A 26998-nucleotide genomic window follows, 5' to 3' on the forward strand; every position below is an offset into this window, starting at 1 on the left:
CCTCAATACTTTCGCGCCTGAATACTTGGCAGGCTTGCGACTGGTTCAAAAAGACACTGTTCTGGCACAGTGCGACTCTCCACCTGTTAGTTCTGTCAGTTGTACTTGCGCGTATTCAAGGATTGAATGTCTCGCTCATGCAGTTACCCGTTCCGCCTCCCGGAAATCGGTCGACTCGCAAGGAGAAGCATGCATGTCAACCCAGACCGCCATCGCGTTGCCGACGCTAGCGAAAAACGCCGGACAACTCGACAAGACCTTTTCCAGTAACGGTGTGGCGCAGGTTTACTTCGCCGGCAGTACGTCCAGCCTGACCCAGAGCGTGGCACTTGATGCGCAAGGCCGGATTCTGGTCGCCGCCAAAGTCGGCACGGCTCAGGGCAACTGCTTCGGTCTGGCCCGATTGCTCGGGGACGGATCGGCGGACCTTGGCTTCGGTAATCAAGGCAGCGTGATCGGACGGTTCGCCAGCGGATTCGAAGCGACGGGCAGCAAGGTTCAGCTCTTGCCCGACGGGCGGATTCTGCTGGCAGGCCTGCACTATGAATCGGAACACTGCACCCTTCCCGCCCTGGCTCTGTTCGACGCCCAAGGCCGGCCTGACCCGGACTTCGGCGACAACGGCCGACAAATCGTTCGCTTGCCCGGCGACCTGTCCATGGGCACCCGCGACGCCTGGTTGCCGCCGGGCGTTCCGGGCGCCGAAGCCTGTGATTTTGCGGTGCAACCGGACGGGCATATTCTGCTGATCGCCAACCATCACTTCGAGCTGGCCGATCACGTCGGCATGCTGATCCGCCTCACACCCGATGGCAGCCTCGACCCCTCCTTCAACGGTCGCGGTTTCGTCATGGTTCGCCACTTGCTGCTCAATACCTGGCTCGGCAGCGTGCTGCTGCAAGGAGACGGAAGAATCGTGGTGGCCGGCTCCATCGACTTTCCTCAAGAAGGTCTGCTCGCCCGCTACCTGCCGGACGGCAGGCTCGATGAACGTTTTGCGGTAGACGGCTTCATGGCCTTCAAAGTCCAGGGGCACAGTGCACTGGTCAATCAGGTCATCGAATCGGCGGAGCATTTGCATTGTTTTGGCAGCAGCCGCGATCCGATCCGATGCATGGCGCAATCTGTCCATGGCAACGGCAGACCCGATCTGCACTGCAACAGAGGTCAACCGCATCTGCTGGAGATCGGGCCCAGCGGCTGCCAGTGGAGCGCAGCGCAGGCGATGCCGGACGGTCGCATCATCGCGGTCGGCGCAACCATCGGCGGCGTTGAAGCCGACTTTATTGTCGCCCGCTATCTGGCCAACGGCTGCCTTGACCGAAGCTTCGGTTCCGGTAATGGCTGGTTGCGCACGCGACTGGGGCGCAGCCTCGATACCGCCACTTCAGTGGCGATACAGCCTGACGGAGGAATTCTGGTGGGCGGCTATTCGCTGGATGGCAACTACCGTGCAATGGTGGCGCGGTATCTGAATCACTGATGCGAATCCAACTGCACTTGATCTTGCCCATCGCTTACGGCAACTTGCGCGCTTCTTAATACAAGGAGCAACCAATGTCCGGTTCGATGGCCCAGGCGTTCGCGCACAACTTTCTCGGGCATTCACCCCGCTGGTACAAGGCGTGCATCGTCGGGTTTCTGCTGCTCAATGCGCTGGTGCTGTGGGCCGCAGGTCCCGTCGCCGCCGGCTGGTTGCTGGTGATCGAGTTCATTTTCACCCTGGCCATGGCGCTCAAGTGCTACCCGCTGATGCCCGGCGGCTTGCTGTTGATCGAAGCGCTGCTGCTGAAGATGACCACGCCCCAGGCGCTGTACGAAGAGCTGCAGCACAATTTCCCGGTGATTCTGCTGCTGATGTTCATGGTCGCCGGCATCTACTTCATGAAAGACCTGCTGCTGTTCCTGTTCTCACGTCTTTTGCTGGGCGTGCGTTCGAAGGCGCTGCTGGCCTTGATGTTCTGCTTTCTGTCGGCGTTTCTCTCGGCGTTTCTCGACGCACTGACCGTGACCGCAGTGATCATCAGCGCCGCCGTGGGCTTCTATTCGGTTTATCACCGGGTGGCCTCTGGCAACGACCCGCGCCAGGACAGCGAATTCAGCGATGACCAGCATCTGCCCCAGTTGCATCATGAGGATCTGGAACAGTTTCGCGCTTTCCTGCGCAGCCTGTTGATGCACGGTGCTGTCGGCACCGCACTGGGCGGCGTCTGCACGTTGGTCGGTGAACCGCAGAATCTGTTGATCGGCCACGAAATGGGTTGGCACTTCGCCGAGTTTTTCCAGAAGGTCGCGCCGGTGTCGCTGCCGGTGCTGGTCGCAGGACTGGTGACCTGCCTGTTGCTGGAGAAACTGCGCTGGTTCGGCTACGGCACGTTGCTGCCGGACAACGTACGCGCCGTGCTCGCCAACTACGCCGCCGAAGACAACGCCGAACGCACCCCACGCCAACGCGCCGCCCTGCTGGTGCAAGGCTGCGCTGCGCTGATCCTGATTGCCGGGCTGGCGTTCCATATTGCGGAAGTCGGCTTGATCGGCCTGATGGTGATCGTGCTGATTACCGCCTTCACCGGCATCACCGACGAGCACCGTCTGGGCAGCGCATTCAAGGACGCCATGCCGTTCACCGCGCTGCTGGTAGTGTTTTTCGCCGTGGTGGCGGTGATTCACGACCAGCAACTGTTCGCGCCGCTGATCCAGTGGGTGCTGGCACTGCCGGCCGAGCAGCAACCGGGGATGCTGTTCATCGCCAACGGCTTGCTGTCGGCGATCAGTGACAACGTGTTCGTCGCCACGATCTACATCACCGAAGTGAAGCAGGCGTTCCTGTCCGGGCACATGAGCCGCGAACATTTCGAGACGCTGGCGATTGCGATCAACACCGGCACCAACCTGCCGAGCGTGGCGACACCCAATGGTCAGGCGGCATTTCTGTTCCTGCTGACGTCGGCGATTGCGCCGCTGGTGCGGTTGTCGTACGGGCGGATGGTGTGGATGGCGTTGCCTTACACCGTGGTGATGGGATTGCTGGGCTGGTACGCCGTGAGTTACTGGCTGTAGAAACAACAACGGGAGCCCTGGGGCTCCCGTTTTTTTTTACGTAAATCAGCGCGGCAAGATGTACTTCTCGATGGCTTGCGCCACGCCATCCTCGGTGTTCGGCCCGGTCACCACATCGGCCTGACGCTTCACCGCGTCTTCTGCCTGGCCCATGGCGATCGACAGACCGGCAACATGGAACATCGCCGGATCATTGCCGCCATCGCCAATCGCCGCCGTCTGCGCCAGCGGCACACCGAGGTGTTCAGCCAGCGTGACCAGCGCCGAGCCCTTGTTCGCCTCGACTGCCGTCACGTCCAGGTACACCGGTTGCGAGCGCGACACCTGCGCGAGGCCCTCGACCTTCGGCAGCAAACGCGCCTCCAGCTCGATCAGCAGTTCGGTGTTGTTGCTGGTGGCCACGATCTTGTCGATGCGCTCCAGATACGGCTCGAAACTCTCCACCACCACCGGCGGATAACCCAGCCCGTGCTGCTCGCGCGGCACCATCGGCCCGTGCGGATCCTTGAGCAGCCAGTCGCCACCGCTGAACACCCAGATTTCGACATCCGGCTGATCGGCAAACAGCGCCAGCGCCGTCAGCGCGGCCGTGGCCGGCAGGTAATGCGCGACCAGAATGCTGCCATCCGGGTTGACGATCGTGCCGCCGTTGAACGCAGCCGTCGGCAGATCGACGCCCAGGGCTTCGATTTGATGCAGCATGGCTTTGGGCGGCCGCCCCGTGGCGAGACTGAACACCACGCCCGCTTCGCGCAGCGAACGAACCGCGTCAATCGTACGCTGACTCAGGCTGTGATCGGGCAGCAACAGCGTGCCGTCCATGTCACTCAACAGAAAACGGATCGGCTCGCTCATCCGAGACCATGCCAGACGCGACCATCGCGAGTCAGCAGATCATCGGCGGCTTTCGGCCCGTCTTCGCCGGCGGCATAGGTTTGTACACTGGCGTCCTGTTGCCAGGCATCAAGGAACGGCTGCACCGCGCGCCAGCCGTTCTCGATGTTGTCAGCGCGCTGGAACAGCGTCTGGTCACCGGTCAGGCAGTCGTAGATCAGGGTTTCGTAGCCGGTGGACGGCTGCATTTCAAAGAAGTCCTTGTAGGCGAAACCCAGCTCGATGTTGGCCATGTTCAGCGCCGGCCCCGGCCGTTTGGCCAGCAGGTCGAACCACATGCCTTCGTTGGGCTGAATCTGGATACGCAGGTAGGTCGGTTGCAATTCGTCGACCTCGGTATCGCGGAACTGCGCATACGGCGCCGGTTTGAAGCAGATGACGATCTCGGTGTCGCGCACGCTCATGCGCTTGCCGGTACGCAGGTAGAACGGCACGCCGACCCAGCGCCAGTTGTCGATCATCACTTTCAGCGCCACGTAGGTTTCCGTGGTGCTGTCGGGGGAGACGTTGTTTTCATCGCGATAACCGGACACCGGTTTGCCAGCGACTTCACCGGCGCTGTATTGGCCGCGTACCGAGTTTTCCCGCGCCTCTTCGGTGGTCCAGGGGCGGATTGCGCCGACTACCTTGGCTTTTTCGCCCCGCACCGCATCGGCGCCGAACGCGGCCGGCGGCTCCATCGCCACCATGGCCAGCAACTGGAACAGGTGATTGGGCACCATGTCCCGCAGCGCGCCGGTGTGTTCGTAAAAACTGCCACGGGTTTCGACGCCGACGGTTTCGGCGGCGGTGATCTGCACGTGATCGATGTAGTGGTTGTTCCAGAACGCTTCAAACAGGCTGTTGGAGAACCGGCTGACCAGAATGTTCTGCACGGTTTCCTTGCCCAGATAGTGATCGATCCGGTAGATCTGCTTTTCCGACATGACCTTGAGCAGGCAGGCGTTCAACGCCTCGGCGGTTTGCAGGTCGGAGCCGAACGGTTTTTCGATCACCACCCTTCTGAAGGCTTCCGGGGTTTCTTCGAGCAATCCGGCGCTGCCGAGACGGCGCACCACTTCGCTGAAGAAACGTGGCGCGGTGGCCAGGTAGAACACCGCATTGCCAGTGCCGCTGTCGGCGATTTTCGCCGCCAGGGCTGAATAAGTGCTGTCGTCCAGGAAATCGCCCTGGACGTAGCTGATGCCTTTGGCGAGTTTGGCCCACAAGGCCGGATCAAGCATCTGATCGCCCTTGCCGACCTTGGCTGCCACCTCGGTGCGGATGAAGTCTTCAAGCTTTTGCGCGAAGGCTTCATCGGTAATGGCGTTATGGTCAACGCCAACGATCCGCAGGCCATCATCCAGCAGGCCGTCGCGACTCAGGTTGTACAGCGCCGGCATGAGCAGGCGCTTGACCAGATCACCGTGGGCGCCGAACAGAAACAGCGTGGTCGGTGGCGCGGGTTCTGCCTTGGATTTCCTGCGGATCGTATGGGTCATTTCTTCGCAGTCTCCACATGGCCGCCGAAGCCGAAGCGCTGGGCCGAAAGAATCTTGTCGCCGAAAGTGCCCTGGCCGCGCGAGCGGTAGCGCGAGAACAGCGAGTTGGACAGCACCGGTACCGGCACCTTCTGTTCCATGGCCGCTTCGATGGTCCACTGACCTTCGCCGCTGTCAGCCACGGAGCCGGAGAAACCGTCGAGTTTCGGGTCGACCGCCAGGGCATCGGCGGTCAGGTCGAGCAGCCAGGACGACACCACGCTGCCACGACGCCAGACTTCGGCGATGTCGGCCACGTTCAGGTCGAAACGCTGGTCCTCCGGCAAAAACTCGCTGGACTTGGTCTTGAGGATGTCGAAGCCTTCGGCGAAGGCCGCCATCATCCCGTACTCGATCCCGTTGTGGATCATCTTCACGAAGTGACCGGCACCGGCGGGACCGGCGTGGATGTAGCCGTGCTCGGCGCGGTGGTCATCGGACTTGCGGTCCCTGGTGCGCGGGATGTCGCCCATGCCCGGCGCCAGAGCGGCGAACAGCGGATCCAGACGCTTAACGGTCTCGGCATCGCCGCCGATCATCATGCAGTAGCCGCGCTCCAGGCCCCAGACGCCGCCGGAGGTGCCGACGTCGATGTAGTGCAGGCCCTTCTCGGCCAGGGTTTTGGCCCGGCGGATGTCGTCCTTATAGTTGGTGTTGCCGCCATCGATGATGGTGTCGCCCGCCTCGAGCAGATTGCTCAGGGTTTCGATGGTGTCTTCAGTCGGTGCGCCGGCCGGCAGCATGACCCACACTGCACGCGGCTTGGCCAGGCCTGCGACCAGTGCAGGCAGATCGGCGACGCCGGTAGAGCCCTCGGCGGCCAGGGTGTCGACAAAGGCGGTATTGCGGTCGTAAACAACGGTGGTGTGACCGTTGAGCATCAGACGTCGCGCAATATTGCCGCCCATGCGGCCCAGTCCAATAATCCCGAGTTGCATGTGCTGATGCTCCTTACTACAAATAAAAGTGTGTCAAAGGTTATAGCCCAACGTGAATCATGGAGCTTAGTCCAGAGCGTCGGTGTGAAGTTTCCGGGCATTGTGCCCGATCCAGACTGATAACGTCGGGAAACGTGCCGAAGACACAACGACCATGAAAAATAAAAAAGTTCCATTCACGAGCAAAAGAAATCAAAATCGGCGCCGATAGTATGTCAGCAACCGAATTCGGGGCTGAACTACAGTTGAGACACGCCATTTGCGAGGTGAGCAATGGGCACAGTACACACAGCAATGCCGCCACAAACCCTGTACGTCACCATCCGTCGTGATGAATTGCGTCAGTTGAAAGATGAACGCGACCAGCTCAAGCAGGAACTCGCGCAATTGCGCCTGCTGACCCAAGGCGCCGAGCCGCAGCCCTTGCCACGCGTACAGCGCTCGCCCCACGCCTGATCCCCGCCCGCTTCGGGAGCAGCCATTGCTGTTCCCGACATGCTGCACCTCCTGCCCTTTTCGGCAACTAACAAAGTTTTCACATTCGCTTGTTGATACTCCCGCGCATTCTGGCCGTGCGTCTGTGCGCATGGCCTCCGTTCGTCGGGCTCATGCGCCCTTTGCATGAAACGCCCGGTGGTGGATGTAACGACTGAGCTGGAGTGCTGAATGGCGGTGTTCAAACGCAGCAATACGACTGCGACAGGTTTCGACTGGGCCGGTTTCATCTGGTTGTTCGTGTTCTTCTGGTACTTCTCCGGTATCACCCAACTGCTGATCCAGCTGACGGGCACCTCAGGGTTCACCGGGTTCCGCCAGGCCTTCGTGATGAGCGCCGTGTGGCTCGCGCCGATGCTGCTGTTCCCCAAACGCACCCGTCTGCTCGCCGCTCTGATCGGCGTGGTGCTGTGGGCCTGCTCGATGGCCAGCCTGGGTTATTTCTTCATCTACCAGCAGGAATTCTCCCAGAGCGTGATCTTCATCATGTTCGAGTCGAACGTGTCCGAAGCTGGCGAGTACATGACCCAGTACTTTGCCTGGTGGATGGTCCCGGCGTTCCTCGCGCACACCGCGTTCGCGTATTTCCTGTGGACCCGCCTGCGTCCGGTGTACCTGCCCCGTGGCCGGGCATTCGTCGCCGCCATGGCGATTCTGGTGGCCGTGATCGGTTATCCGCTGGTCAAGCAGACAATGCGCACCGGCAGCTTCGAGCAAGGCTTCGAGAAATTCGAAACCCGTATCGAGCCGGCCGTGCCGTGGCAGATGGCCGTGGCTTATCACCGCTATCAGGAAACCCTGGCCGACATGCAGGGCATGCTGCACAGCGCGAGCAAGATCCCGCCGCTGAAAAACCTAAAGGACTCAGGCGCCAATCAGCCGGCGACCCTGGTGCTGGTGATCGGCGAATCCACCAACCGCCAGCGCATGAGCCTCTACGGTTACCCGCGCAAAACCACACCGGAACTGGACAAGCTCAAGGATCAGCTGTCGATCTTCGACAACGTCATCACCCCGCGCCCGTACACCATCGAGGCGCTTCAACAGGTACTGACCTTCGCCGACGAAGAAAATCCGGATCTGTACCTGTCCACCCCTTCATTGGTCAGCATGATGAAACAGGCTGGCTACAAGACCTTCTGGATCACCAACCAGCAAACCATGACCAAGCGCAACACCATGCTCACAACGTTCTCCGAACAGGCCGACGAGCAGGTGTACCTGAACAACAACCGCAACCAGAACGCCGCGCAGTACGACGGCGACGTGATCGAGCCGTTCAACAAGGCCCTGGCCGATGCGGCACCGCGCAAGCTGATCGTCGTGCATCTGCTCGGTACGCACATGAGCTACCAGTACCGTTATCCGCCGAGCTTCGACAAGTTCCAGGATCGCAACGGCGTTCCGGCCGGTGTGCGTGACGATCAGGTGCCGACCTACAACAGCTACGACAATGCCGTGCTGTACAACGATTTCGTGGTCTCGAGCCTGATCAAGGATTACGCCAAATCCGATCCGAACGGCTTCCTGCTCTACCTCTCCGATCACGGTGAAGACGTGTTCGACTCGGTGGGCCACAGCACGCTGGGTCGCAACGAAAACAAGCCGACGGCGCCGATGTACACCATTCCGTTCATGGCCTGGGCGTCGCCAAAATGGCGTGAAACCCACGACTGGAGCTTCGCCGGAGACCTGAGCCGGCCGTACAGCAGCTCGCACTTGATCCACACCTGGGCGGATCTGGCCGGTTTGAGTTTCGATGAGCTGGATCGCACCAAAAGTCTGGTCAGCGACAGCTTCAAGCCGCGTCCGCTGTTGATCGGCAACCCTTACGAACGCGAACAGCGGGCCCTGATCGACTTCAGCCTGATGAAGCCGAAAAAGCCCGCGGCCACCACCACGGAAGTGGTGCTGCAGGAGTAATAGAAAGGGCCGCAACCGGCCCTTTTCAACATTTACAATCGTACTGCCCCTTCCCTTGCAACCTGCACGCGTCATTCACGCGTGCAGCGTTCGTCCGATACGCCGTGGAAATACTCTGTAAAACCTAGACTGAACGAGCGTTAACCTCTTGTTAATGCCCTCGACGGACACTGCCCCTCGAGGCCCTGATTCATGGATGAACGGCTCCGACATTTTTCGTAGGAGGCACCATGAAAACCACGACTGCAATCCTTGCCGGTCTACTCACCCTGGCATCCGCCAGCGCATTCGCCGAAGGCGGCGCCGAGCGCATGAGACATTACTGGGCAAACTTCCCGGTTCATTCCGCACAGAGCCCGCAGGCTGAGGCGAAGACCAATGAACTCAAGGTTCCGGACGACCAGACCGCCCAGGTCACCGAGTCCTATCGCCCTTGAGCGAACGCTTTACCGATGGACCTGCGATGGCTCGCTCTGGCTTCGCAGATGACAGTTGGGCGCCCTTTCCGGGCGCCTTTTTTTTACGCCTGCAAATCCTTGATCCAGAACAGCATGCGCCCGTGATTCGGGTCGAACATGCCTGGCGCGAAGCCGAATTTGGCATAGGAATTTTGCGCTATGGCGTTACCTTCGAGTACCTCCAGAGTGATCTTGCAGCAACCACGCTGACGGGCGATGTCCTCGACCTTGCGCAGCATTTTCTGACTCAGCCCCAGACCGCGAAACTTGGTCACCACTGACACGTCGTGCACATTGACCAGCGGCTTGCAGGCAAACGTGGAAAACCCTTCAAAGCAGTTCACCAGCCCTGCCGGCTCGCCACCGACAAACGCCAGGACGCTGAACGCGTGGGGCCGCTTGGCCAGTTCGGCGGGCAGTTGCTGCAACAGTTCAGGGGCAATCGGATGGCCGCCGCCCATCGGGTCCTCGGCGTAATGATTGAGTACGACACCGATGGCTTCGGCATGCACCGGATTGGTGTAACTGGCTTGAAGCACAAGAATTTCTGCGGAATCCATTTCCTTCCTCGATCGCACGGGGCCCCGGCGCGTTTGATACGCGCTGATAGGCTCGGCGACCTTAGCGCGAGGCAGGTCCCGGCGACAACCCGGCGTTTTCAGTGGCCCCAGATGAGTTCTTCGGTCCAGCCCAGCTCGGCAAAATCCTCGGCCCGCAAACCGGACTCGCCGGCACAGAAAAATTCGTCCAGCTGCGGCGGTTTCACCGAAGTGCCGCTGAGCATCGCGTGAACCTGGCCGCGATGATGGATCTGGTGTTCGAACAGGTGCGAAACCATCCGCAGGCGGCTGTCGTGCTGTGGCGTGTCGCGGGCGATGGTGACAATGCGCCCCAGATCGGCATCGCGCAGTTGCTCGCAGTAGGCGATCAGCCTGCGGTCGACATGGGCCTGTTCCCGGCGCAAGGCCTGTGACTCGGTGAAGGGTTCGTCAGCGTTGAAGAACACGTAGCAATCGGGATGCGGTTCGTCACCGCGCAACTCCCGCTCCAGCGCGTCGACGTAGAACCAGTCGCAGGTGAGGATATGGTTGAGGGTCAGGCGGATGCTCGGGAAGAAACTGACCCGTGGCGCCGCCAGCTCCGTGCCGTCGAGCTGGCTCCAGGCCTTGGCCAGTCGATGATTGGCCCAGGCATTCTGATAAGCCATGGTCAGCAAATGATGGGACAGTGGCTGAGTCATGTCGCGCCCTCCGTGTTTTCAGGTCTCGGCGAAGCGTTGCAACTGCATCTCCTGCAAGCGGCTGAGGGTCCGGCGGAACGGGAATTCCAGATAGCCCTCGGTGTACAGCGCGTCCATCGGCACTTCGGCCTCGATGTACAGCGGCACCTTGCGGTCGTAGCACTCGTCGACCAGCGCGATGAAGCGGCGCACGCCGTCGTCGTGCACCGACAACTGCGGCAATTCACGATCGCCGGCCACCACCCGCTCCGCGCCATCCTCGGTGCCACGGGCGATCCGCCCCTCGCGTTTTTTCGCGCTGAGGTTCGGCACCTCGCTCAACAGGATAGCCCGGTAGGTGTCACACAGCGCGATGAAATCCATGGCGGCGAACGGTTGGTCGCACAGATCGGCGTAACGGCACCACAGCACCGAATCGCTGGCCTGCACCACGTTCAAGGCACGGTAACCGACCGGCACCGGTTCGCCACTGACGGTTTGCCCGGCCGCCAAGGCGTCGAACACCTGGCTTAGCGCGCTAGCCTGCTCCGGCTGAGTGACCCAGTAACGCTGCTCGATGGCACCGGGATGCAATCGATGATCTTCAGCGCCGTTTACCGCGACCACTTGCATGTGCTGTTTGATCGCGGTGATTGCCGGCAGGAAGCGGTCGCGGTTGAAGCCGTCGGCATACAACTGATCCGGCGGCAGGTTGGAGGTGCAGACCACCACCACGCCCTCGTCGAACATCACTTGAAACAAGCGCCCGAGAATGATCGCGTCGCCGATGTCATTGACGAACAGCTCGTCGAAACACAGCACTCGCACTTCAGCCGCCAGCTCACGGGCCAGGGCCCGCAACGGATCGGCGATCCCAGTCAACTGAAAGGAGCGCTGGTGCACCCAGCCCATGAAGTGGTGAAAGTGCTGCCGCCGCGCCGGCACCCGCAGGCTCTGATGAAACTGGTCCATCAGCCAGGTCTTGCCGCGCCCGACCGGGCCCCACAGGTAAACGCCGGTAACCGAACGGGCACCGGCGTGCAGGGCTTCATGGCATTTTTGCAAGGCCCAGACCGCGTGTTCCTGGGCTTCATCCTGGATGAAGCCCTTGTGGTCGACGGCGTATTGCCAGGCGCTCAGGGGGGAGTCGAAAGTCATGCGCGGCAGTATGCCACGATGGCTACAGGGAAATATCCAGCCGAGCGATTTTGCCCTGTTCGTTAAGGCGGAACGTGTAGCGCAGCTCCAGCGGGCTGCCGGGAAACGTTCCGGAGATCAGCCCTTGCACCAGCACTTTGCCGGTGCGCTGCTGGACGCCGAGCACTTCGACCCGCGGCTGATAGCGCTGGGCGGTGTCCTGCATCCAATTGGCGATGGCCTGCGGGCCGACCTGATGATGGCCTTCATCGAACACGTGGGCATCCTCGGCAAAAAAACTGCCGACCCGGGAGGTATCGCGAGCATTGGCAGCATTGATGTACTCAACGATGGCCGGGGCGAGTATCGAGGTGGGATGGAACATGAGTGCAGCTCCTTTTTTCGGGTTCTGTCGCCATCCTAGAACAGCCCTGCGTCAATTCCTGTCAGGAGTGAAACGGCCGTTTTCGTCCAGTTGCATCAGCCGCTGCCAAGTGCGCAGCAGCTCGCTGCGCCGCCCCGGATAGCGCTCGCCCTGCAGGCTGGCGGCGGCAATCCGGTCGGTGCGAAACGTACGATAGGCGCCGCGCAATTCGCACCACGCGACGATGATCCGCACCTCGTTGAGAAAACCCAGCGCCAGCGGCCAGATCAACCGCTGGCTCTGCACCTGCTGCGCATCGGCGTAATCGATGTGCAGCTTGGCCTGATCGCGGATGGCGTGGCGGAACACGTTCAACGGCACGGCGTTTTGCGGAAAACCGTAACCCGGCGGCCCGGGCATGACCGTCGGATTGCGCAGCGCCTCCTGGGCCTGCGGGTCCAGCACCGCAGCGATTTTCGCCAGTGCATCCGCAGCCGCTTTGCTCAGCACCTCGTCGCCGCGCTGATCGACATACCGCAGGCCCAGCACGATGGCTTCGGTCTCGTCGGCGTTGAGCATCAGCGGCGGCAGAAACAGACCGCTGCGCAGCACATAACCGATGCCCGCCTCGCCATGGATCGGCGCGCCGAGGGCGGTCAGTTCGGCGATATCGCGATAGAGGGTGCGTTCGGAGATTTCCAGCTCGGAGGCCAGCGTCGCGGCGGTCACCGGGCGCTTCTTGCCACGCAGCACTTGCAGCAGGGTCAACAGACGTGTGGTTCGCGACACGGTTTGAGGCTCTGGGCAGAAAATTTGCCGGAGCTTAGCAGAGCCTGGTGTCAGAAATTGTCAGGAGCTTTCACCAGGCTCGGAGGGGATCACGCGTCGACTTTGTGCCGGGCCGCGTACAGGCAAAGCATCTCCATGGCCAGGGTCGCCGCCGCCAGCGACGTCACGTCTGCGTGGTCATAAGCCGGGGCGACTTCCACAACATCCATTCCGACCAGATTGATCCCGCGCAGACCGCCAAGGATTTCCAGAGCCTGTACCGTGCTCAACCCGCCGCATACCGGCGTACCAGTGCCCGGGGCGAAGGCAGGATCCAGACAATCGATGTCGAACGTCAGGTACACCGGGTGATCGCCGACCCGCGCGCGGATCGCTTCGACAATGGCTTCGCAACCACGGCGATGCACCTGCCGCGCGTCCAGCACCTGAAAGCCCTGATGATCGTCATTGGTGGTGCGCAAACCGATCTGCACCGAACGCGCCGGATCCACCAACCCTTCCCGCGCGGCGTGCCAGAACATGGTGCCGTGATCGACCCGTTTGCCGCCCTCGTCCGGCCAGGTGTCGCTGTGGGCATCGAAGTGGATCAGCGACAACGTGCCGTGCTTGCGCGCATGGGCCTTGAGCAGCGGATAGCTGATGAAGTGATCGCCGCCGAAGGTGAGCATCGCGCTGCCGGAGCTGAGAATGTGCTCGGCGTGGGCCTCGATGCTTTCCGGGATGGTGTGCGGCGAGCCGTAATCGAAGTCGCAATCGCCGCAATCGATCACCGCCAGATGATCGAACGGGTCGAACGCCCACGGCCAGTGCCGTTCCCAGGCAATCCCGGTGGACGCCGCGCGAATCCCGCGCGGCCCGAAACGTGCGCCGGGACGGTTGCTGGTGGCGGTGTCGAACGGCACACCGCTGACCGCCACGTCCACGCCGCGCAGGTCGCGGCTGTAGCGCCGGCGCATGAAACTGGTAATCCCGGCGTAGGTACTTTCGGCAGCGGTGCCGTAGAGGCTGTCACGGGTCAGGGCCTGATCGTTTTGCACTGGCACGTCCATCGGTGTGCTCCTGTTGTTATGAAAGGCTATTGGCGGCTACGGAAAGTGGTCCACAGGCGTGTGCGCTGGCGCATGTCCTTGAGGCTCATGCTGTGGTCGGCGTACAGCCGTTCGCGCACGTCGGGTTTCGGGTAAATGTCCGGATCGTTGCGCACCGCCTCATCCACCAGCGGCGTGGCGGCCTGGTTGGCGGTGGCAAAGAACAGCGTATTGGTCAGCGCCGCCACGGATTCGGGGCGCAACATGAACTCGATGAAGGTGCGAGCAGCTTCCGGGTGCGGCGCGTCTTTGGGGATGGCGAGGTTGTCCTGCCACACCAGCGTGCCTTCCTTGGGGATCCGGTAAGCCACTTCAAACGGCTTGTTGGCCTTGCGCGCCTGATCGGCGGCCATGCTCGCGTCACCGTTGTAGGTCAGCGCCAGGCAGACGCTGCCGTTGGCCAGATCATTGATCTGCCGCCCGGTGGCGACGTACAGCACCGAGGGCTGCAACTGCTGCAACAAGGCTTCGGCGGCGACCAGATCTTTCTTGTCGGTGCTGTAGGGATCTTTCCCGAGATAGTGCAGCGCCAGACCGATCACTTCCTGCGGCGAATCGAGAATCGCGATCCCGCAATCCTTGAGTTTGCTGGCGTATGCGGGCTTGAACAGCAGATCGAGGCTGTTGAGCGGCACGTCGGGCAGCCGCTGCTTCACGGCTTCGACGTTCATGCCCAGCCCGAGCGTGCCCCAGGTGTAAGGCACGCCGTAACGGTTACCGGGATCGACCGCCGCCAGTTTTTCCAGCAGATCCGGATCGAGATTGGCGTAACCCTTGAGCCCTTCGTGAGGGATTTCCTTCAACGCGCCGGCGGCCAACCCACGGGCCAGCACGCTGGACGACGGCACCACCACGTCATAACCGCTGCCGCCGGTGAGCAGTTTGGTTTCCAGCACCTCGGACGTATCGAAGGTGTCGTAGCGCACGTGGATGCCGGTTTCCTTTTCGAAGCGCTGCAAGGTTTCCGGCGCCACGTAATCGGCCCAGCTGTAGAGGTTGAGCGTTTTCTCTTCGGCCTGGGAGGCGATGGAGACGGTAAGCAACAACGCGGGCAAACACAGCTTGACGACGGGAGCCATGACGAACACCTGACCGAAGAAAGTGGTGGCAGGATGCGCCGTCGGATACATTCGAGAAATATCAAGTTTGTTAACCTGACTTTATCCAGGAGTAATGTGATGCTCGGTCAGCTCCACGATGTCGATCTTCAGCTTCTGCGGCTGTTTCTCGGCGTGGTCGAATCCAATGGTTTCAGCGCAGCCCAGGGTGAACTGGGGCTGAGCCAGTCGAGCATCAGCCAGCAAATGGCCAAGCTTGAGACGCGTCTCGGCTATCGGGTGTGCAACCGGGGCAAGGGCGGTTTCAGCCTGACGCCCAAGGGCGAGCAACTGTTGATTGCCGCGCGGGCGCTGTTCGATTCGATCGAAACCTTCCGCCATCAATCCAACGGCGTCGCCGGGCGCTTGATCGGTGAAGTGCGCTTGGGTCTGTCGGAAGCGGTCGATCAGTCGGTGCTGCAACGGGTGGCGGATGCGATCCGGCGCTTTCGCGAGCGGGACGAATCGGTGCGCATCGAGCTGATCAGCGCCATGCCCGGCGAAATGGAGCGTCTGCTGCTGCAACAGCGGCTGGACCTGGCCATCGGTTACTTCTCCCAGGTGCAGAGCGCGTTCGACTACCGCGAGCTGTTCAGCGAAACCCAGCATCTGTATTGCGCGCCCGGCCACCCGCTGTTTTCCGACGATGCGCCCGATGATGCGGCGTTGCAGGCCTGTGACCGGGTCGATCACCCGTACAGGTTTCTGCGCAGTGACGAGCCGTTCCAGGGCAAGGTCTGCTCGGCACGCTCGGAGCAGGTCGAAGGCACCCTCGCCTTTATTCTGTCCGGCAAGCACGTCGGTTATCTGCCCAACCATTACGCGCGCCAATGGCAGGACAAGGGCCTGCTGCGACCGGTGCGCGAAGGCGAATTGAGCTTTGACGTGGCGTTCCATCTGGCCCGCCATCGGGCGCAGGTGCCTGGCGATGCACAGAAGGCTTTTGAAGAAGATCTGCTGTCAGCCTTTGGTCGAACCTGAGCATTTTTTGGAACGCGGAGCGTCCCCGACTGCATTCCCGAGCAGAGCGTGGGAACGATCATGCGTTGCCCTCGCCCCTCGCTTACGGCATCCTGCGCACCCATTTTCCGACCCGGCCCCGCATTGCGGCACGCAAACCACCATGACCGTCTCTGAAAAAGCCCCGCGCAACAACGATCTGATCTACGGCCTCAACGACCGTCCGCACTTCACCGCAACGGTGTTTGCCGCCCTGCAACACGTGCTGGCCAGCTTCGTCGGCATCATCACCCCGACCCTGATCATGGGCGGCGCCCTCGGTCTGCAGAGCGAAATTCCGTACCTCATCAGCATGGCGCTGTTCGTCTCGGGCCTCGGCACCTTCGTTCAGGCCAAGCGCTTTGGCCCGGTCGGTTCGGGCCTGCTGTGCCTGCAAGGCACCAGTTTTTCCTTCATCAGCGTGATTCTCAGCGCCGGTTTCATGGTCAAGGCCCGGGGCGGCGGCACCGATGAAATCCTCTCGACGATCTTCGGCGTGTGCTTCTTTGCCGCGTTTATCGAAGTGGTGCTGAGCCAGTTCATCGGCAAATTGCGCATGCTGATCACCCCGGTGGTGACCGGCACCATCATCACCCTGATGGGCCTGTCGCTGATCAAAGTGGCGATGACCGACATTGCCGGCGGCTTCGGCGCGGCGGATCTGGGCGCGGCCAGCCATGTGTTCCTGGCGGCGCTGGTGCTGGGCACCATTGTGGTGTTGAACCGGGTTGATGTGCCGTTCCTGCGCCTGGGCGCAATCGTCATCGGCCTGACCCTCGGCTACGTGGTGGCGTGGCTGATGGGCACCGTAGACTTTGCCAACCTGCCCGAAGTGCCGGTGGTCAGCGTGCCGGTGCCGTTCAAGTATGGTTTCAACTTCGACTGGGTGGCGTTCGTGCCGGTGGCGGTGATTTTCCTGGTGTCGCCGCTGGAAGCGGCCGGTGACCTGACTGCCAACTCGATGATTTCCCGGCAACCGGTCAAGGGCCCGCTGTACATCCGCCGGATCAAATCCGGCCTGCTCGCCGATGGCCTCAACTCGGCCATGGCCGCGGTGTTCAACAGCATGCCGATGGTGACCTTCGCCCAGAACAACGGGGTGATTCAGCTCACCGGCGTGGCCAGCCGCTACGTAGCGTTCTTCATCGCCGGCCTGCTAGTGCTGCTGGGTTTGTTCCCGATGATCGGCGCGGTGCTGCAACTGATGCCGAAACCGGTGCTCGGCGGCGCAGAGCTGGTGATGTTCGGCACCGTGGCCGTGGCCGGGATCAAGATCCTCGCCGAAGCCGGCCTGCATCGGCGCAACATGCTGATCGTGGCGATTTCCGTCGGCATGGGCCTGGGCATTGCCGCTGTGCCGGAAGTGCTGCGCGAACTGCCGCAGGCGCTGCGCAACATCTTCGAGTCGCCGATCACCGTTGGCGCGCTGTGTGCGATCGTGCTGAATATCTTCCTGCCGGAAGAATTCATCGAGCTGGAAGAGGATGACTTCGACCCGGAAGCCTCTATCCTTCAGGTCATGGAAAACCCCGACCTGCCGGCCAAAGCTGAACCCGCAACAAACGCCGCTGTCGCACAGTTGAACCGTTGATCCTGTCCGCTCCATCAAAAAGGGCTGATACCGGCAACGGTTCAGCCCTTTTTCAATGAGAGAGCATCAATGCGCCGCCTCCAAGCCGTCATCCTGTCCCTGCTTCTGCTCTCCCTCAGCGCCTGCGCGCTGTTTCCCAACCGCGACCCGGTGAACATCAACGTGGTTGGCCTCGAACCGCTGCCGAGCCAGGATCTGGAAGTGCGCTTCGCGATCAAGCTGCGGGTGCAGAACCCCAACGAAACGCCCATCGACTACAACGGCATCGCGCTGGATCTGGAGGTCAACGGCCATTCGCTGGCGTCGGGTGTGAGCGATCAGACCGGCTCGATCCCACGGTTCTCCGAAACCATCGTCAGCGTCCCGGTGAGCATTTCCGCGTTCTCGGTGCTGCGCCAGACCCTCGGCCTGAGCCAGACCCAAACCCTCGACAACCTGCCCTATGTGCTGCGCGGCAAACTGGCGGGCGGGCTGTTTGGCACGATGCGCTTTGTCGATACCGGCAAGCTCAGTCTGCCCAGGGCCAGTGCTGCCACCTGGTAGGTTTCATAACTTTCAAACTGTTCACAAATCCTTATGGGAGCTGGCTTGCCAGCGATAGCGGAGTGTCAGCCACGGTGACGGTGACTGATACGGCCCCATCGCTGGCAAGCCAGCTCCCACAGTTTTTGTATTGACAGTCAGATCATGCGGTGAAACGCACACCCGGTTTCGCCCGCTCATCGACGCTCAACTCGAACACATCCGGCCGCGCATAGTGGCCGACCACGTCGTAGTCGTAGCGGGCGCGCACCAGGTCTACGGTGTCGATCTCGGCGGTGAGCAAGCCGGCCTCGCCGCGCAACGGCCCGGCCAGCACGTCGCCCATCGGCCCGACGATCACGCTGCCGCCGGCGATCAGCGGTCGATCTCCCGGCCAGTTGGCAACTTCCACGCCCAACTCATTCGGCGAGGCCTGCACCTGACAGGCGCTGACCACAAAGCAGCGCCCTTCGTGGGCGATGTGGCGCATGCTGACCTGCCACATCTCGCGTTCGTCCACGGTCGGCGCACACCAGACCTCGATGCCCTTGGCGTACATCGCCGTGCGCATCAGCGGCATCATGTTTTCCCAGCAGATCACGGCGCCGAGCTTGCCGACCTGAGTGTCGAGCACCGGCAGCGTCGAACCGTCGCCCTTGCCCCAGATCAGCCGTTCGGTGCCGGTGGGCATCAGTTTGCGGTGTTTGGCCACAAGACCCGCCTGCGGGTCGAAATACAGCGCGGTGCAATGCAAGGTGCTGCCGGCCCGTTCGATCACGCCGATCACCAGGTTGGCCCCGGTACGTGCCGACAGCCCGGCCAGCGCTTCGGTTTCCGCACCCGGCACGTCGATGGCGTTGGCAAAATAACGGGCGTAGGCCTCACGGCCTTCCGGCAAGCGATAACCCAACTGCGTGCCGAAGCCCTCGCCTTTCGGGTAGCCGCCGAGCAACGCTTCGGGCATCACCACCAGCGCGGCGCCGGATTCGATGATCGCGGTTTCCCAGCTCAGGATCTGTTCCAGGGTTTCAGCCTTGCCACCGGGCAAGGCGCCGATCTGCAGGGCGGCAACGATTGATTTGGGCATGACGGTCACTCCGTGAAGTTCAGGTGTTGCTCATTCTCCGGCGCCACGGGATCATGAATAAAGACCGATCCACTGCTGAATGATATGAACCAGATGAATATCGCAACCGTCGACCTCAACCTGCTGAAAGTCTTTGAAGCCCTGCATGAAGAATCCAGTGCCAGCCGCGCGGCGTTGCGTCTGGGCGTAACCCAATCGGCGGTCAGCGCGGCCTTGCGCCGGCTGCGCGAGGTGTATGGCGATCAATTGTTCGTGCGTACTGGCCGGGGACTGGCGCCCACGCTCAAGGCCAACCAGTTGAAACCGGTGGTCAGCGATGCCCTGAATAAATGCCGGCAAAGCCTGGCCATGGTCGACCCGACCGCCAATCATTACGAAGGACGCTCGGTCACTGTGGGCCTTTCGGACGATTTCGAAATCGCTTACGGCCGGCGCCTGATCGAGGAAATCGCCCGCCGCGCACCGAAACTGCGCCTGATTTTCCGCCAGACCCACAGCCAGATCGTCGCCCGGGCGCTGATGGAGCGCAGCATCGATCTGGCGATCACCGCCGGCGGATTTGCCGAGCGGCTGCTCAGCCGTCAGGTGTTGGGTGAAGGGGGTTACGCGTGTCTGGTGGATCCGGCGAGTCTGGCGCCGGGCCAGCAGCAGATCGATCTGGAAGAATTCGTCACCCGCGAGCACCTGCTGGTGTCGTCGGGCGGTTTTATCGGGATCACCGATGAAGGGCTGGCGGCGCTGGGCCGGACTCGCCGGGTCTGCGCCTCGACCACGCATTTCGCGGCGTTGCCGCATCTGCTCAAGGGCAGCGAGGCGGTGGCGACCATTCCGACCCACGCCGCGCAGGCCATTGCCTCACTGAGCGGGCTGGTGCTGCTGCCCTGCCCGCTGGCGCTGCCGCGCTACCCGATCGAACTGGGCTGGCGCACCAGCACCCAGATCGATCCGGTGGTGCTGACGGTGCGCGAAGCGATAAGCGCCAGTTTCAGGGCCGAGTGATTACTTGTTGGCCGCCATCAGGCGATTGACTTCACTGCGCACCATGTTGGCGAATTCCGGCGGCGACATGCCGTCCAGTTCGGCGCGCACGAACTCGGCCCATTTGCCCTTGCGCTTGGAGCGCTCGCCGAACAACCGCGCGGCTTCGCCCTTGGCTTTGCCCAGATTGTTCTGCCAGAGTTCGAACAGTCGGGATTTTTCATCTTCCAGCGCGGCGCGCTCTGCGAGGGATTTGTCGGCCAGATTGAAACTCATCGGGAATTACCTGCTGCATGAAATGGCGACATCTTACACGCTGGACGGAAACCTCTGACGCTGGTTTTTGTTCCGGATGGAAAATCCCTGCAACTTTTCAAGGCGCGCCACACTCCATTGTTCACTGTCCATTCACCTGCAAGGAGTCACCCAATGGCCCGGAAAACCGCCGTTCAAGCCGCCGAAGACCAAATCAAGGACCAGGCCTTCAGCGAACTTCAGGCGCTGATCGAAGAGTCGGAAAAACTGCTCAAGAGCAGTGCATCCCTGGTCGGCGAGGAAGCGGAGACCCTGCGCGGGCAAATCGCCCAGAAATTGCAGCAGGCGCTGGATTCGGTCACCAGCGTGCGTGACCGCACCAAACCGGCGGTGGACGCCACCGAGAGCTACATCGGCGGGCACCCGTGGCAGACCGTGGCGATTTCCGCCGGGTTCGGCCTGGTAGTCGGATTGTTGCTCGGTCGCCGCTGAGCGCGAACAAAAAAGGCGAGCCCCTCGGGCTCGCCTTTTTCATGCCAGGCACAAACTCATTCGCCGGCCAGTTCACGCAGCTGCGACAGGGTCTGCTGATCCAGCTCGATCCCTTTGGCCAATGATCTGGCCCGCTGCAAATGCCGCCGATCCCCCGGCAAACGCTTGAGCCCTACCCCGTGCATCTGCCGCACCAGTTCCTGACTGCGTTCGGCAAAGCTTTGCCCGGCGGTCTTGCTTGGATCTATCACGATCAGCAACTGACCGGTCCACGGGGTCTTGGCACCGGGGTGATTCTTCCAGTCGAATTCGAACGAAAAGTTGCCGCCGGTCAGCGCAGCGGCGAGCAGCTCGACCATCATCGACAGTGCCGAGCCTTTGTGTCCGCCAAACGGCAACAATGCACCACCTTCCAGAATCGCCTTCGGGTCGCAGGTCGGCTGGCCTAGGCTGTCGACCCCCATGCCCGCCGGCAGTTTCTCGCCTTTGCGCGCTGCGATCTGCACGTCGCCATGGGCGATGGCGCTGGTGGCCAGGTCGAACACGATCGGCGCACCGTCAGCCCGGGGTGCGGCGAAGGCGATCGGGTTGGTGCCGAACAATGGCCGGTCGGCACCGTGGGGTACCACGCAGGTCATGCTGTTGACCACGCTCAACGCCACCAGACCTTCATCGGCGAAAGGCTCGACGTCCGGCCACAGCGCGGCGAAGTGATGGGAATTACGGATCGCCAACACCGCGATCCCGGCACTGCGGGCCTTTTCCACCAGCAGCGCACGTGCCGCCGACAGCGCAGGCTGGGCAAAACCGTTGCCGGCATCGACGCTGACGAACCCTGAAGCCACGTCCTCGACTTTCGGTACAGCCTGGCCGTTGACCCAGCCGCTGTTGAGCGTCGAGACATAACCGGGGATCCGGAATACGCCGTGACTGTGCGCACCGTCCCGCTCGGCGTTGGCGCAATTGGCGGCCAGCGTTCTGGCGACTTCGGCCGAGGTGCCGTGACGGGTGAAAATCTTTTCCAGCAGTTGAGTCAGCTCGTCCAGGGACATCGTGGACGAGAGCGAATGATCGTGTGGCGCAGACATCTGAAGCTCCAGAGTAATTATTGGAGGGAACAACAGCGAACGGACAACCCGCAACGGCGATTAACCACATGCAGCCGACAACCTGTCAACCCTGGCATGCGCATCGACCCGGGCGCGATATGTATTTACCACCGGCACCAGACACGATTTTTTTAGCCTCGGGTTTCGATCAATCCACGCGTGCAAACGCCCTTATCGAGACTCGAGATGTCAGCCCCCACTCCACCGTTGTTATTCCCCGAAACCTTTGACTCACCGGGTCTGTGGCCCAAACTGGGCAAGGCCCATGGCTTGAGTGAAAAGGATTTCCGATGGCTCGCCCATGCCAGGCTGGCGTCCGACGCCCTGCGCCGCCAGCAAGACCCGCCGATGGTGATAGAGCGTCTTCTGCTTCACGCTGCCGAAGTGCAGCCGTTGCCGTTGGCTGGCGCGTTTGTCATCGGTGAAACGCCGGACGACAAGGGGCTGATCCTCTATACCCCACAGGCGGGCATCCAGAAGTTCCCCAACCGTACCGATTTGAAAGAGCGGCTCGAACAACGGCTCAACGACGTCGATGAGCAAGACAGACTGCTGCCATTTCTGGCCCTGCCACTGCGCCAGCGGTTGCAGGATGCGAAGCGTATTTCAATAACGTTCACCAACCTCAAAGGCGATGCCTTCGCCGAGCAATCGGCGGACTTTCAACAGTGCCTGCTGCTGAACGCCGAAATGATGTGCGAAGAGCTGAAAAAACTTCCGACACTCAGACAGCTTCTGGATGCGGTGCTGGATGAGCTGCTCAAGCCTCATTTCGGGTCACTGTCGCAAAGCCGCACCCAGGTCAGCTTCGATCGAACCGCTGGAGACCGTGACGAAAGACAACGCATGAGCGACGGTCATTGGTTCGACTTCATGAGTCTGAGTGATGCGGTACTGACCTATTACCGCCACCAGAACTGGCCAACCGCGCAACCACCGCGCTTTTCCAATCCGGGCAGGACCCCGGCGACCGGTGATCAGGCACAGTGGGAAAACGCTGTGAAACAGGCCGCAAACAAACTGCCTGCGCTGTTGTTCCGGCACCTGGAGCGTTATTGGGATGCGCCATCCGCTCTCGGAATGTCGCGACGTACCCTCTTTGGCCAGGCGCTGGGAGATCAGGCACATAACGAATGGATGTCCAGGCGCGAAAGCGGTGTCATCGATGCCGGTCAATTCAACACGCTGCAGCAATTGATTCGACCGGTCACTCAGGCCGTTCACTTTCCAGTCGTGGAAAACGTACGTCTCTGGGAGCGCGAAGCCAATTTTGTAGAACTGGCGGGCTCACTGATGATCAGTGGGCCTCATGCCTTCCTCTACACGCCCGCTCAAGGGTTGCAATTGCTCAAGGATTACAGGGACCTCAAGGATACGCTGAAGGCAAAATTCCTCGCCAAGGGCCACGAAGACGAACTCTATGGACTGCTGAGCCTGGAAGAACGCAATCGTTTTCTCGGCTTCGGACAACCGCAGGTGTCCGGCGAGCGGCTTGTCGGTGACATTTTCAGAATTCTGTTCGAGTCAATCATCACCAAACAACGGCAGAACATCGAATATGCGCTGCAAGTCTTTCGCCACAGCGACGGGGCCGTGAACCTGCATGCGCTGTTCGACAAGAGCCTGGACATCCGCTCGATGATCCATGACCAGTTGCAGAAAATCGATACAGGGGGACGGTGGAGCACGCACCCGGTGATCTCCGGCAACCAGCAACCTTCCATGGTGCTGGCGGACAAGGCGCTTGCAGCGATCAAGACATTCGATTCGGTGGCTGCGCCCATCCTCAAGCAACTGAGGGCTCAACCGATGGCGAATCTGGCGATCCAGCGCTACTGGCTCGAGCGCCTGAAACCGGATCTGGCACAGGCATGGTTTCTGGGGGTCAACGGCGAGGCCCGACTCAGATTGCTCAATGGGTCCCTGAATGCCTCGATGCAGGCCATAGTCAGCAATGTCATCAATGCCGATCAGCCGAGTCGTGCACAGCGCTCCGCCCTCAATGGCTTCCGCCCGGATGCCTACACGTTGACGCTCGAGTGTTCCGCCCATCCGACGCCGGTGCCCCTGGCCCATTGCGTCTTCATCACCGAGCGGGGCGGGCTCGATGAACAGCACTCGGGCCGCGCCGTGTTGTGGACGCCCGCCCTCGGGCTGGAAGTTTTCGATACCGTAGCCATTGCCCGGCAGGTATTGAAACGGCGCCTGAACGACGGCGACCAACGCCTCTTACTGCTGGAAAACATCGTGCCTTCGCAATACCTGCCTCATCAACGGTACAGCCTTGGCCCATTTCAATATATCCATGGCAATGTGTTGCAGGAGTGCATGCAGTCCACCATCGGCCACTATCTGGATCGCTGCCAACAAGTGCGTGAACGGGTCAAGGACACCAAACGCCGTGACAAGGCGCTGGAAAAACTGCGTGATGTTTGCCTGGCCGACAATCTGTCCTTGGCCAGCGCGCACGCCCGGGCGATTGCCACTCAGCAGACACTTCCCGCCTGGCTGGGGATGGCCCCGGTCCAGGAGCAAAAACGGCATGTGGAGATACTGGAACAGTGGTATCGAAGCGTCACTGACGACGAGGATTACCTGTCCGGCATACCCTCACTGGTTGGTTATGTCGAGCAGACACTGAAATCGATGCTCGACAGCCGATTTCCGGACACTCGTCTGGACCCGCATGAAATTGAAATCACCCCCAGCCTGGCATTGGCCGGCCCCGCGCGATCACTGGTCGAATTTGCCCTGAATCACATCAACGTCGCCCAAGGCACCCGTTTCAGTATCACCTCGAAAAACGCCACCACCTTGCCCACCACACTGGACCAAAGCGCCGTGACGCAAATGCTGCTGTCACTGGAGATACCCACCACTTATGCCCGCAAAGTGGTCAGCGCGTTGTCGGCGAGCGACCCCGGAAGCCATAAACGCAAGCAACGTTTTTTCCGTCAGTTGCCTTGGCAGCTGCTGCAACACGCCCACGCAGCAAAACTGCAGCAACATCTGTCAGACAGTGCCTTTGGTCTGATTCAGCAGGTACTGGACATGCCCGATGCCCTTGCCCGAGCAGCGGTGCAAGACGCACATGCCATCGCTTGCCCGCTGGCGCTGATCAAGACTGCCGGAGCCACCGCCGTATCCGTGCAGGGGATATACGTTTTTACTCCAGGCGGCGGGCACAAGGGTCCCCTGGTGCTCTATGCGCCGTATGCCGAGCAGATCTTCCAGGAGTTCGAAGACGAAAAAAAACTGATTGCAGCCCTCAACATGCCGGGGCTGCTACAAAACCTGCTGCTGCGGCGACTGCCTGACAGCGAGCGCGCGATATTTCGCAACCTGCTGGCGTCTTCCATGGGTCAAACCAGCGAGATGAAGCTCGCCATCAAGGCAATTGAAGGGAATCTGCTGGAACACTTCTACAACGACAACCTCATGCTTCTGGAACAGCATTTGAACGCCCAGAAAAAAACGGACTCGGCGTTCGATTGGGAGACGGCGAAGACCCTGTTCAGCCAGCAGATCAGACGGCTCAGCGGTGTATTGCCGGGCAAACTTGGCTTCATTCCCATTCTCTGGAAAGCCTATGACGCGTTCAAGGATTCCGCCGAGGCCCTGCAGAATCACCGTTGGAAACGGGCACTCAAATCATTTGTCCAGGGCGCAGCACAAATGGTGCAAGTGGGTCTGCTTCCGCAAATATCGGGCGAAACCACAACGGTAGCAGGACAGGTAAAAGAAACCGTCGTATCAGGCCTGGCCGACATCGATCTGACTTCGCCCGGACGCACATCGTTGCAATCGTTCGAGGTGACAGACATCGCACTCAAGGATCTGAAGCTCAGCCCGAACCAGGGCACTTACCTGCAGGTATCGCGCAACCGCGATTTTGCTGCGGTTGATGGCAAGGTTTATCAGGTCGTCAAAAACGGTAACGCCTGGCGTTTGGCAAACGCTGGGGCCAAGGGGCCGCTGTTCCAGAAGACCGGCCCTCGCATGGTGCGAATCGCTGATGACCAGATCGTCCACTACGGCCAGGCGTTCGGCAGAATGATCGAACGCAATAGCCTCGCGAACCTGCGCCGCATCATGCTGAATATCGAGGCGCAGGGAATGGATGAAATCCGAGTCAGGTTTCCTCTGAAAGCCCGGGCGCTGGTGAATGCAATCGACCTGGCCCGACGCTACGCCTTCTATTGCCTGCATAACCTGGTCCCGCTCGCCAACGGCGCCATCCATTCACGGGTGAACAGCTTCCTGAAGGACTTCTTCAATGTGCCAAAGATCACACCCGCAATTCTCACAAGGATCAGCGAGGCGATTGTGCCCATCTGCAATGCGCTGGTGGACCCAGCCGATGAGTTACTCAATACCGACCGGTTCGTTGTCGGCTCGAACAAATTGCTGCATGACGTCATCGCATTTGTACTGGAAGGCGATACAGAAAAACGCGTGCATTTCACCGAGCATTTTTTCCAACAGCAACTGGATCATTACAAACTCTTCATGCTTGAGCAGTTCGATGTGGATGGCCATGCGCAGGCGTCGACGTTGATACACGAGTTTTCCCATCAATTCAGCAAGGCGCTGGATATCGCTACCCTCAGGGCGCGGGAACCGTTCATAGAGTTGATATCAACGATGACGACCGAGGGTAAGAAGCTGTACAACGAACTTGACTCCGAGCAGCGTTCAGCCTTGTCGCTCAGCACGCCCCGCTCCCAATTGTTCGCGCAATGGAACACCGTTCTAAAGACTTGGGTCGATGTCGACAAAGTGCCCGGCATGGAACTGATCCACACGGAAATCCTGCGGTTGACCGGTACGCAGAATCTTCGGCAGGCGCGTGATGCATTTCTCGACCAGCAGTCTCCGGACGCCCGTATCGCTGTCATCCTGCGTAACGCCGATTCGATAGCCCGCCTGATTTGTGAAGTCGGGCGTCAGCTGGATCCCGTGCCGGCCCCGTAGAATCTGTAA

General features: G+C 60.9%; 24 protein-coding genes. 11 read left to right on the forward strand and 13 right to left on the reverse strand.

Going from position 1 to position 26998, the window contains the following annotated elements; genetic code table 11:
• The first annotated feature begins 193 nt into the window (after positions 1-193).
• Complete coding sequence (locus AC07Y2_RS12920) at positions 194-1483, forward strand: NHL repeat-containing protein (protein ID WP_103386137.1); 1290 nt, start codon at positions 194-196, stop codon at positions 1481-1483.
• A 74-nt stretch (positions 1484-1557) separates the two neighbouring features.
• Positions 1558-3060 (forward strand): sodium/proton antiporter NhaB, encoded by a 1503-nt coding sequence (gene nhaB, locus AC07Y2_RS12925; RefSeq protein ID WP_039768180.1) that lies wholly within the window; start codon positions 1558-1560, stop codon positions 3058-3060.
• Between the two features lie 45 nt (positions 3061-3105).
• On the opposite strand, the gene AC07Y2_RS12930 is transcribed toward nhaB, so the two are convergent.
• From AC07Y2_RS12930 to gnd, 3 genes are read right to left on the reverse strand one after another with little or no spacing between them, the layout of a single operon-like run.
• A complete protein-coding gene (locus AC07Y2_RS12930; RefSeq protein WP_103386138.1) occupies positions 3106-3915 on the reverse strand; it encodes an HAD family hydrolase in 810 nt (269 codons plus the stop codon).
• Positions 3912-5435: a glucose-6-phosphate dehydrogenase gene (gene zwf / locus AC07Y2_RS12935; RefSeq protein ID WP_074690946.1), complete on the reverse strand. Its 1524-nt coding sequence runs from the start codon at positions 5433-5435 to the stop codon at positions 3912-3914. Before zwf ends, AC07Y2_RS12930 begins: the two co-directional genes overlap by 4 nt.
• Complete coding sequence (gnd, locus tag AC07Y2_RS12940) at positions 5432-6412, reverse strand: phosphogluconate dehydrogenase (NAD(+)-dependent, decarboxylating) (RefSeq protein WP_074690945.1); 981 nt, start codon at positions 6410-6412, stop codon at positions 5432-5434. The genes zwf and gnd overlap by 4 nt, the downstream gene beginning before the upstream one ends.
• Positions 6413-6685: 273 nt before the next feature.
• On the opposite strand from gnd, the gene AC07Y2_RS12945 reads away from it, so the two are divergent.
• From AC07Y2_RS12945 to AC07Y2_RS12955, 3 genes are all read left to right on the forward strand, one after another.
• Positions 6686-6868 (forward strand): DUF6026 family protein, encoded by a 183-nt coding sequence (locus AC07Y2_RS12945; protein ID WP_007957508.1) that lies wholly within the window; start codon positions 6686-6688, stop codon positions 6866-6868.
• Between the two features lie 210 nt (positions 6869-7078).
• Entirely contained in the window at positions 7079-8830 is a 1752-nt protein-coding gene (locus tag AC07Y2_RS12950) for a phosphoethanolamine transferase CptA (RefSeq protein WP_103386139.1), read from the forward strand.
• 230 nt (positions 8831-9060) lie between these two features.
• The gene (locus AC07Y2_RS12955; RefSeq protein WP_085667090.1) at positions 9061-9267 is read left to right on the forward strand and encodes a hypothetical protein; all 207 of its coding nucleotides are present in this window, start codon (positions 9061-9063) and stop codon (positions 9265-9267) included.
• 83 nt (positions 9268-9350) lie between these two features.
• Here AC07Y2_RS12955 and AC07Y2_RS12960 read toward each other — a convergent pair whose 3' ends face one another.
• The 7 genes from AC07Y2_RS12960 to AC07Y2_RS12990 all read right to left on the reverse strand — a co-directional run bounded on the left by AC07Y2_RS12960 (position 9351) and on the right by AC07Y2_RS12990 (position 14964).
• Entirely contained in the window at positions 9351-9848 is a 498-nt protein-coding gene (locus AC07Y2_RS12960) for a GNAT family N-acetyltransferase (protein WP_039768172.1), read from the reverse strand.
• 98 nt (positions 9849-9946) lie between these two features.
• The gene (locus AC07Y2_RS12965) at positions 9947-10528 is read right to left on the reverse strand and encodes a DinB family protein (RefSeq protein ID WP_103386140.1); all 582 of its coding nucleotides are present in this window, start codon (positions 10526-10528) and stop codon (positions 9947-9949) included.
• 18 nt (positions 10529-10546) lie between these two features.
• Positions 10547-11665: a cell division protein ZapE gene (zapE, locus tag AC07Y2_RS12970; RefSeq protein ID WP_074690941.1), complete on the reverse strand. Its 1119-nt coding sequence runs from the start codon at positions 11663-11665 to the stop codon at positions 10547-10549.
• Between the two features lie 22 nt (positions 11666-11687).
• Entirely contained in the window at positions 11688-12029 is a 342-nt protein-coding gene (locus tag AC07Y2_RS12975) for a nuclear transport factor 2 family protein (RefSeq protein ID WP_007957516.1), read from the reverse strand.
• A gap of 51 nt (positions 12030-12080) precedes the next feature.
• Positions 12081-12797 (reverse strand): helix-turn-helix transcriptional regulator, encoded by a 717-nt coding sequence (locus AC07Y2_RS12980; protein ID WP_039768169.1) that lies wholly within the window; start codon positions 12795-12797, stop codon positions 12081-12083.
• Positions 12798-12886: 89 nt separating this feature from the next.
• Entirely contained in the window at positions 12887-13846 is a 960-nt protein-coding gene (gene speB, locus AC07Y2_RS12985; RefSeq protein WP_103386141.1) for an agmatinase, read from the reverse strand.
• Between the two features lie 26 nt (positions 13847-13872).
• Positions 13873-14964, reverse strand: a complete 1092-nt coding sequence (locus tag AC07Y2_RS12990; protein WP_103386159.1) for a polyamine ABC transporter substrate-binding protein — start codon at positions 14962-14964, stop codon at positions 13873-13875.
• A 99-nt stretch (positions 14965-15063) separates the two neighbouring features.
• Between AC07Y2_RS12990 and AC07Y2_RS12995 the strand changes: the two genes are divergently transcribed.
• From AC07Y2_RS12995 to AC07Y2_RS13005, 3 genes are all read left to right on the forward strand, one after another.
• A complete protein-coding gene (locus AC07Y2_RS12995) occupies positions 15064-15963 on the forward strand; it encodes a LysR family transcriptional regulator (protein ID WP_074690939.1) in 900 nt (299 codons plus the stop codon).
• Positions 15964-16105: 142 nt separating this feature from the next.
• Complete coding sequence (locus AC07Y2_RS13000; protein WP_085611690.1) at positions 16106-17572, forward strand: nucleobase:cation symporter-2 family protein; 1467 nt, start codon at positions 16106-16108, stop codon at positions 17570-17572.
• Between the two features lie 69 nt (positions 17573-17641).
• The gene (locus AC07Y2_RS13005; RefSeq protein WP_039768163.1) at positions 17642-18115 is read left to right on the forward strand and encodes an LEA/WHy family protein; all 474 of its coding nucleotides are present in this window, start codon (positions 17642-17644) and stop codon (positions 18113-18115) included.
• A gap of 142 nt (positions 18116-18257) precedes the next feature.
• Here AC07Y2_RS13005 and AC07Y2_RS13010 read toward each other — a convergent pair whose 3' ends face one another.
• Complete coding sequence (locus tag AC07Y2_RS13010) at positions 18258-19181, reverse strand: carbon-nitrogen hydrolase family protein (RefSeq protein WP_085667097.1); 924 nt, start codon at positions 19179-19181, stop codon at positions 18258-18260.
• 84 nt (positions 19182-19265) lie between these two features.
• On the opposite strand from AC07Y2_RS13010, the gene AC07Y2_RS13015 reads away from it, so the two are divergent.
• Positions 19266-20180: a LysR family transcriptional regulator gene (locus AC07Y2_RS13015; protein WP_103386142.1), complete on the forward strand. Its 915-nt coding sequence runs from the start codon at positions 19266-19268 to the stop codon at positions 20178-20180.
• Here the strand turns inward: AC07Y2_RS13015 and AC07Y2_RS13020 are convergent, their stop codons facing one another.
• Positions 20181-20435 carry a hypothetical protein gene (locus AC07Y2_RS13020; RefSeq protein WP_007957535.1) on the reverse strand — a complete coding sequence of 85 codons (255 nt, stop codon included), beginning with the start codon at positions 20433-20435 and terminating at the stop codon, positions 20181-20183.
• Positions 20436-20588: 153 nt separating this feature from the next.
• Here AC07Y2_RS13020 and AC07Y2_RS13025 point away from each other — a divergent pair, with 153 nt between their 5' ends.
• Positions 20589-20906: an ElaB/YgaM/YqjD family protein gene (locus AC07Y2_RS13025; RefSeq protein WP_007957537.1), complete on the forward strand. Its 318-nt coding sequence runs from the start codon at positions 20589-20591 to the stop codon at positions 20904-20906.
• A gap of 56 nt (positions 20907-20962) precedes the next feature.
• Here AC07Y2_RS13025 and AC07Y2_RS13030 read toward each other — a convergent pair whose 3' ends face one another.
• Positions 20963-21994, reverse strand: a complete 1032-nt coding sequence (locus tag AC07Y2_RS13030; protein ID WP_103386143.1) for an Ldh family oxidoreductase — start codon at positions 21992-21994, stop codon at positions 20963-20965.
• A gap of 207 nt (positions 21995-22201) precedes the next feature.
• On the opposite strand from AC07Y2_RS13030, the gene AC07Y2_RS13035 reads away from it, so the two are divergent.
• Positions 22202-26989, forward strand: coding sequence for a dermonecrotic toxin domain-containing protein (locus AC07Y2_RS13035; RefSeq protein WP_103386144.1), 4788 nt, complete (start codon positions 22202-22204; stop codon positions 26987-26989).
• Positions 26990-26998 lie beyond the last annotated feature (9 nt).

Source organism: Pseudomonas sp. GW456-12-1-14-TSB6, assembly GCF_059424205.1.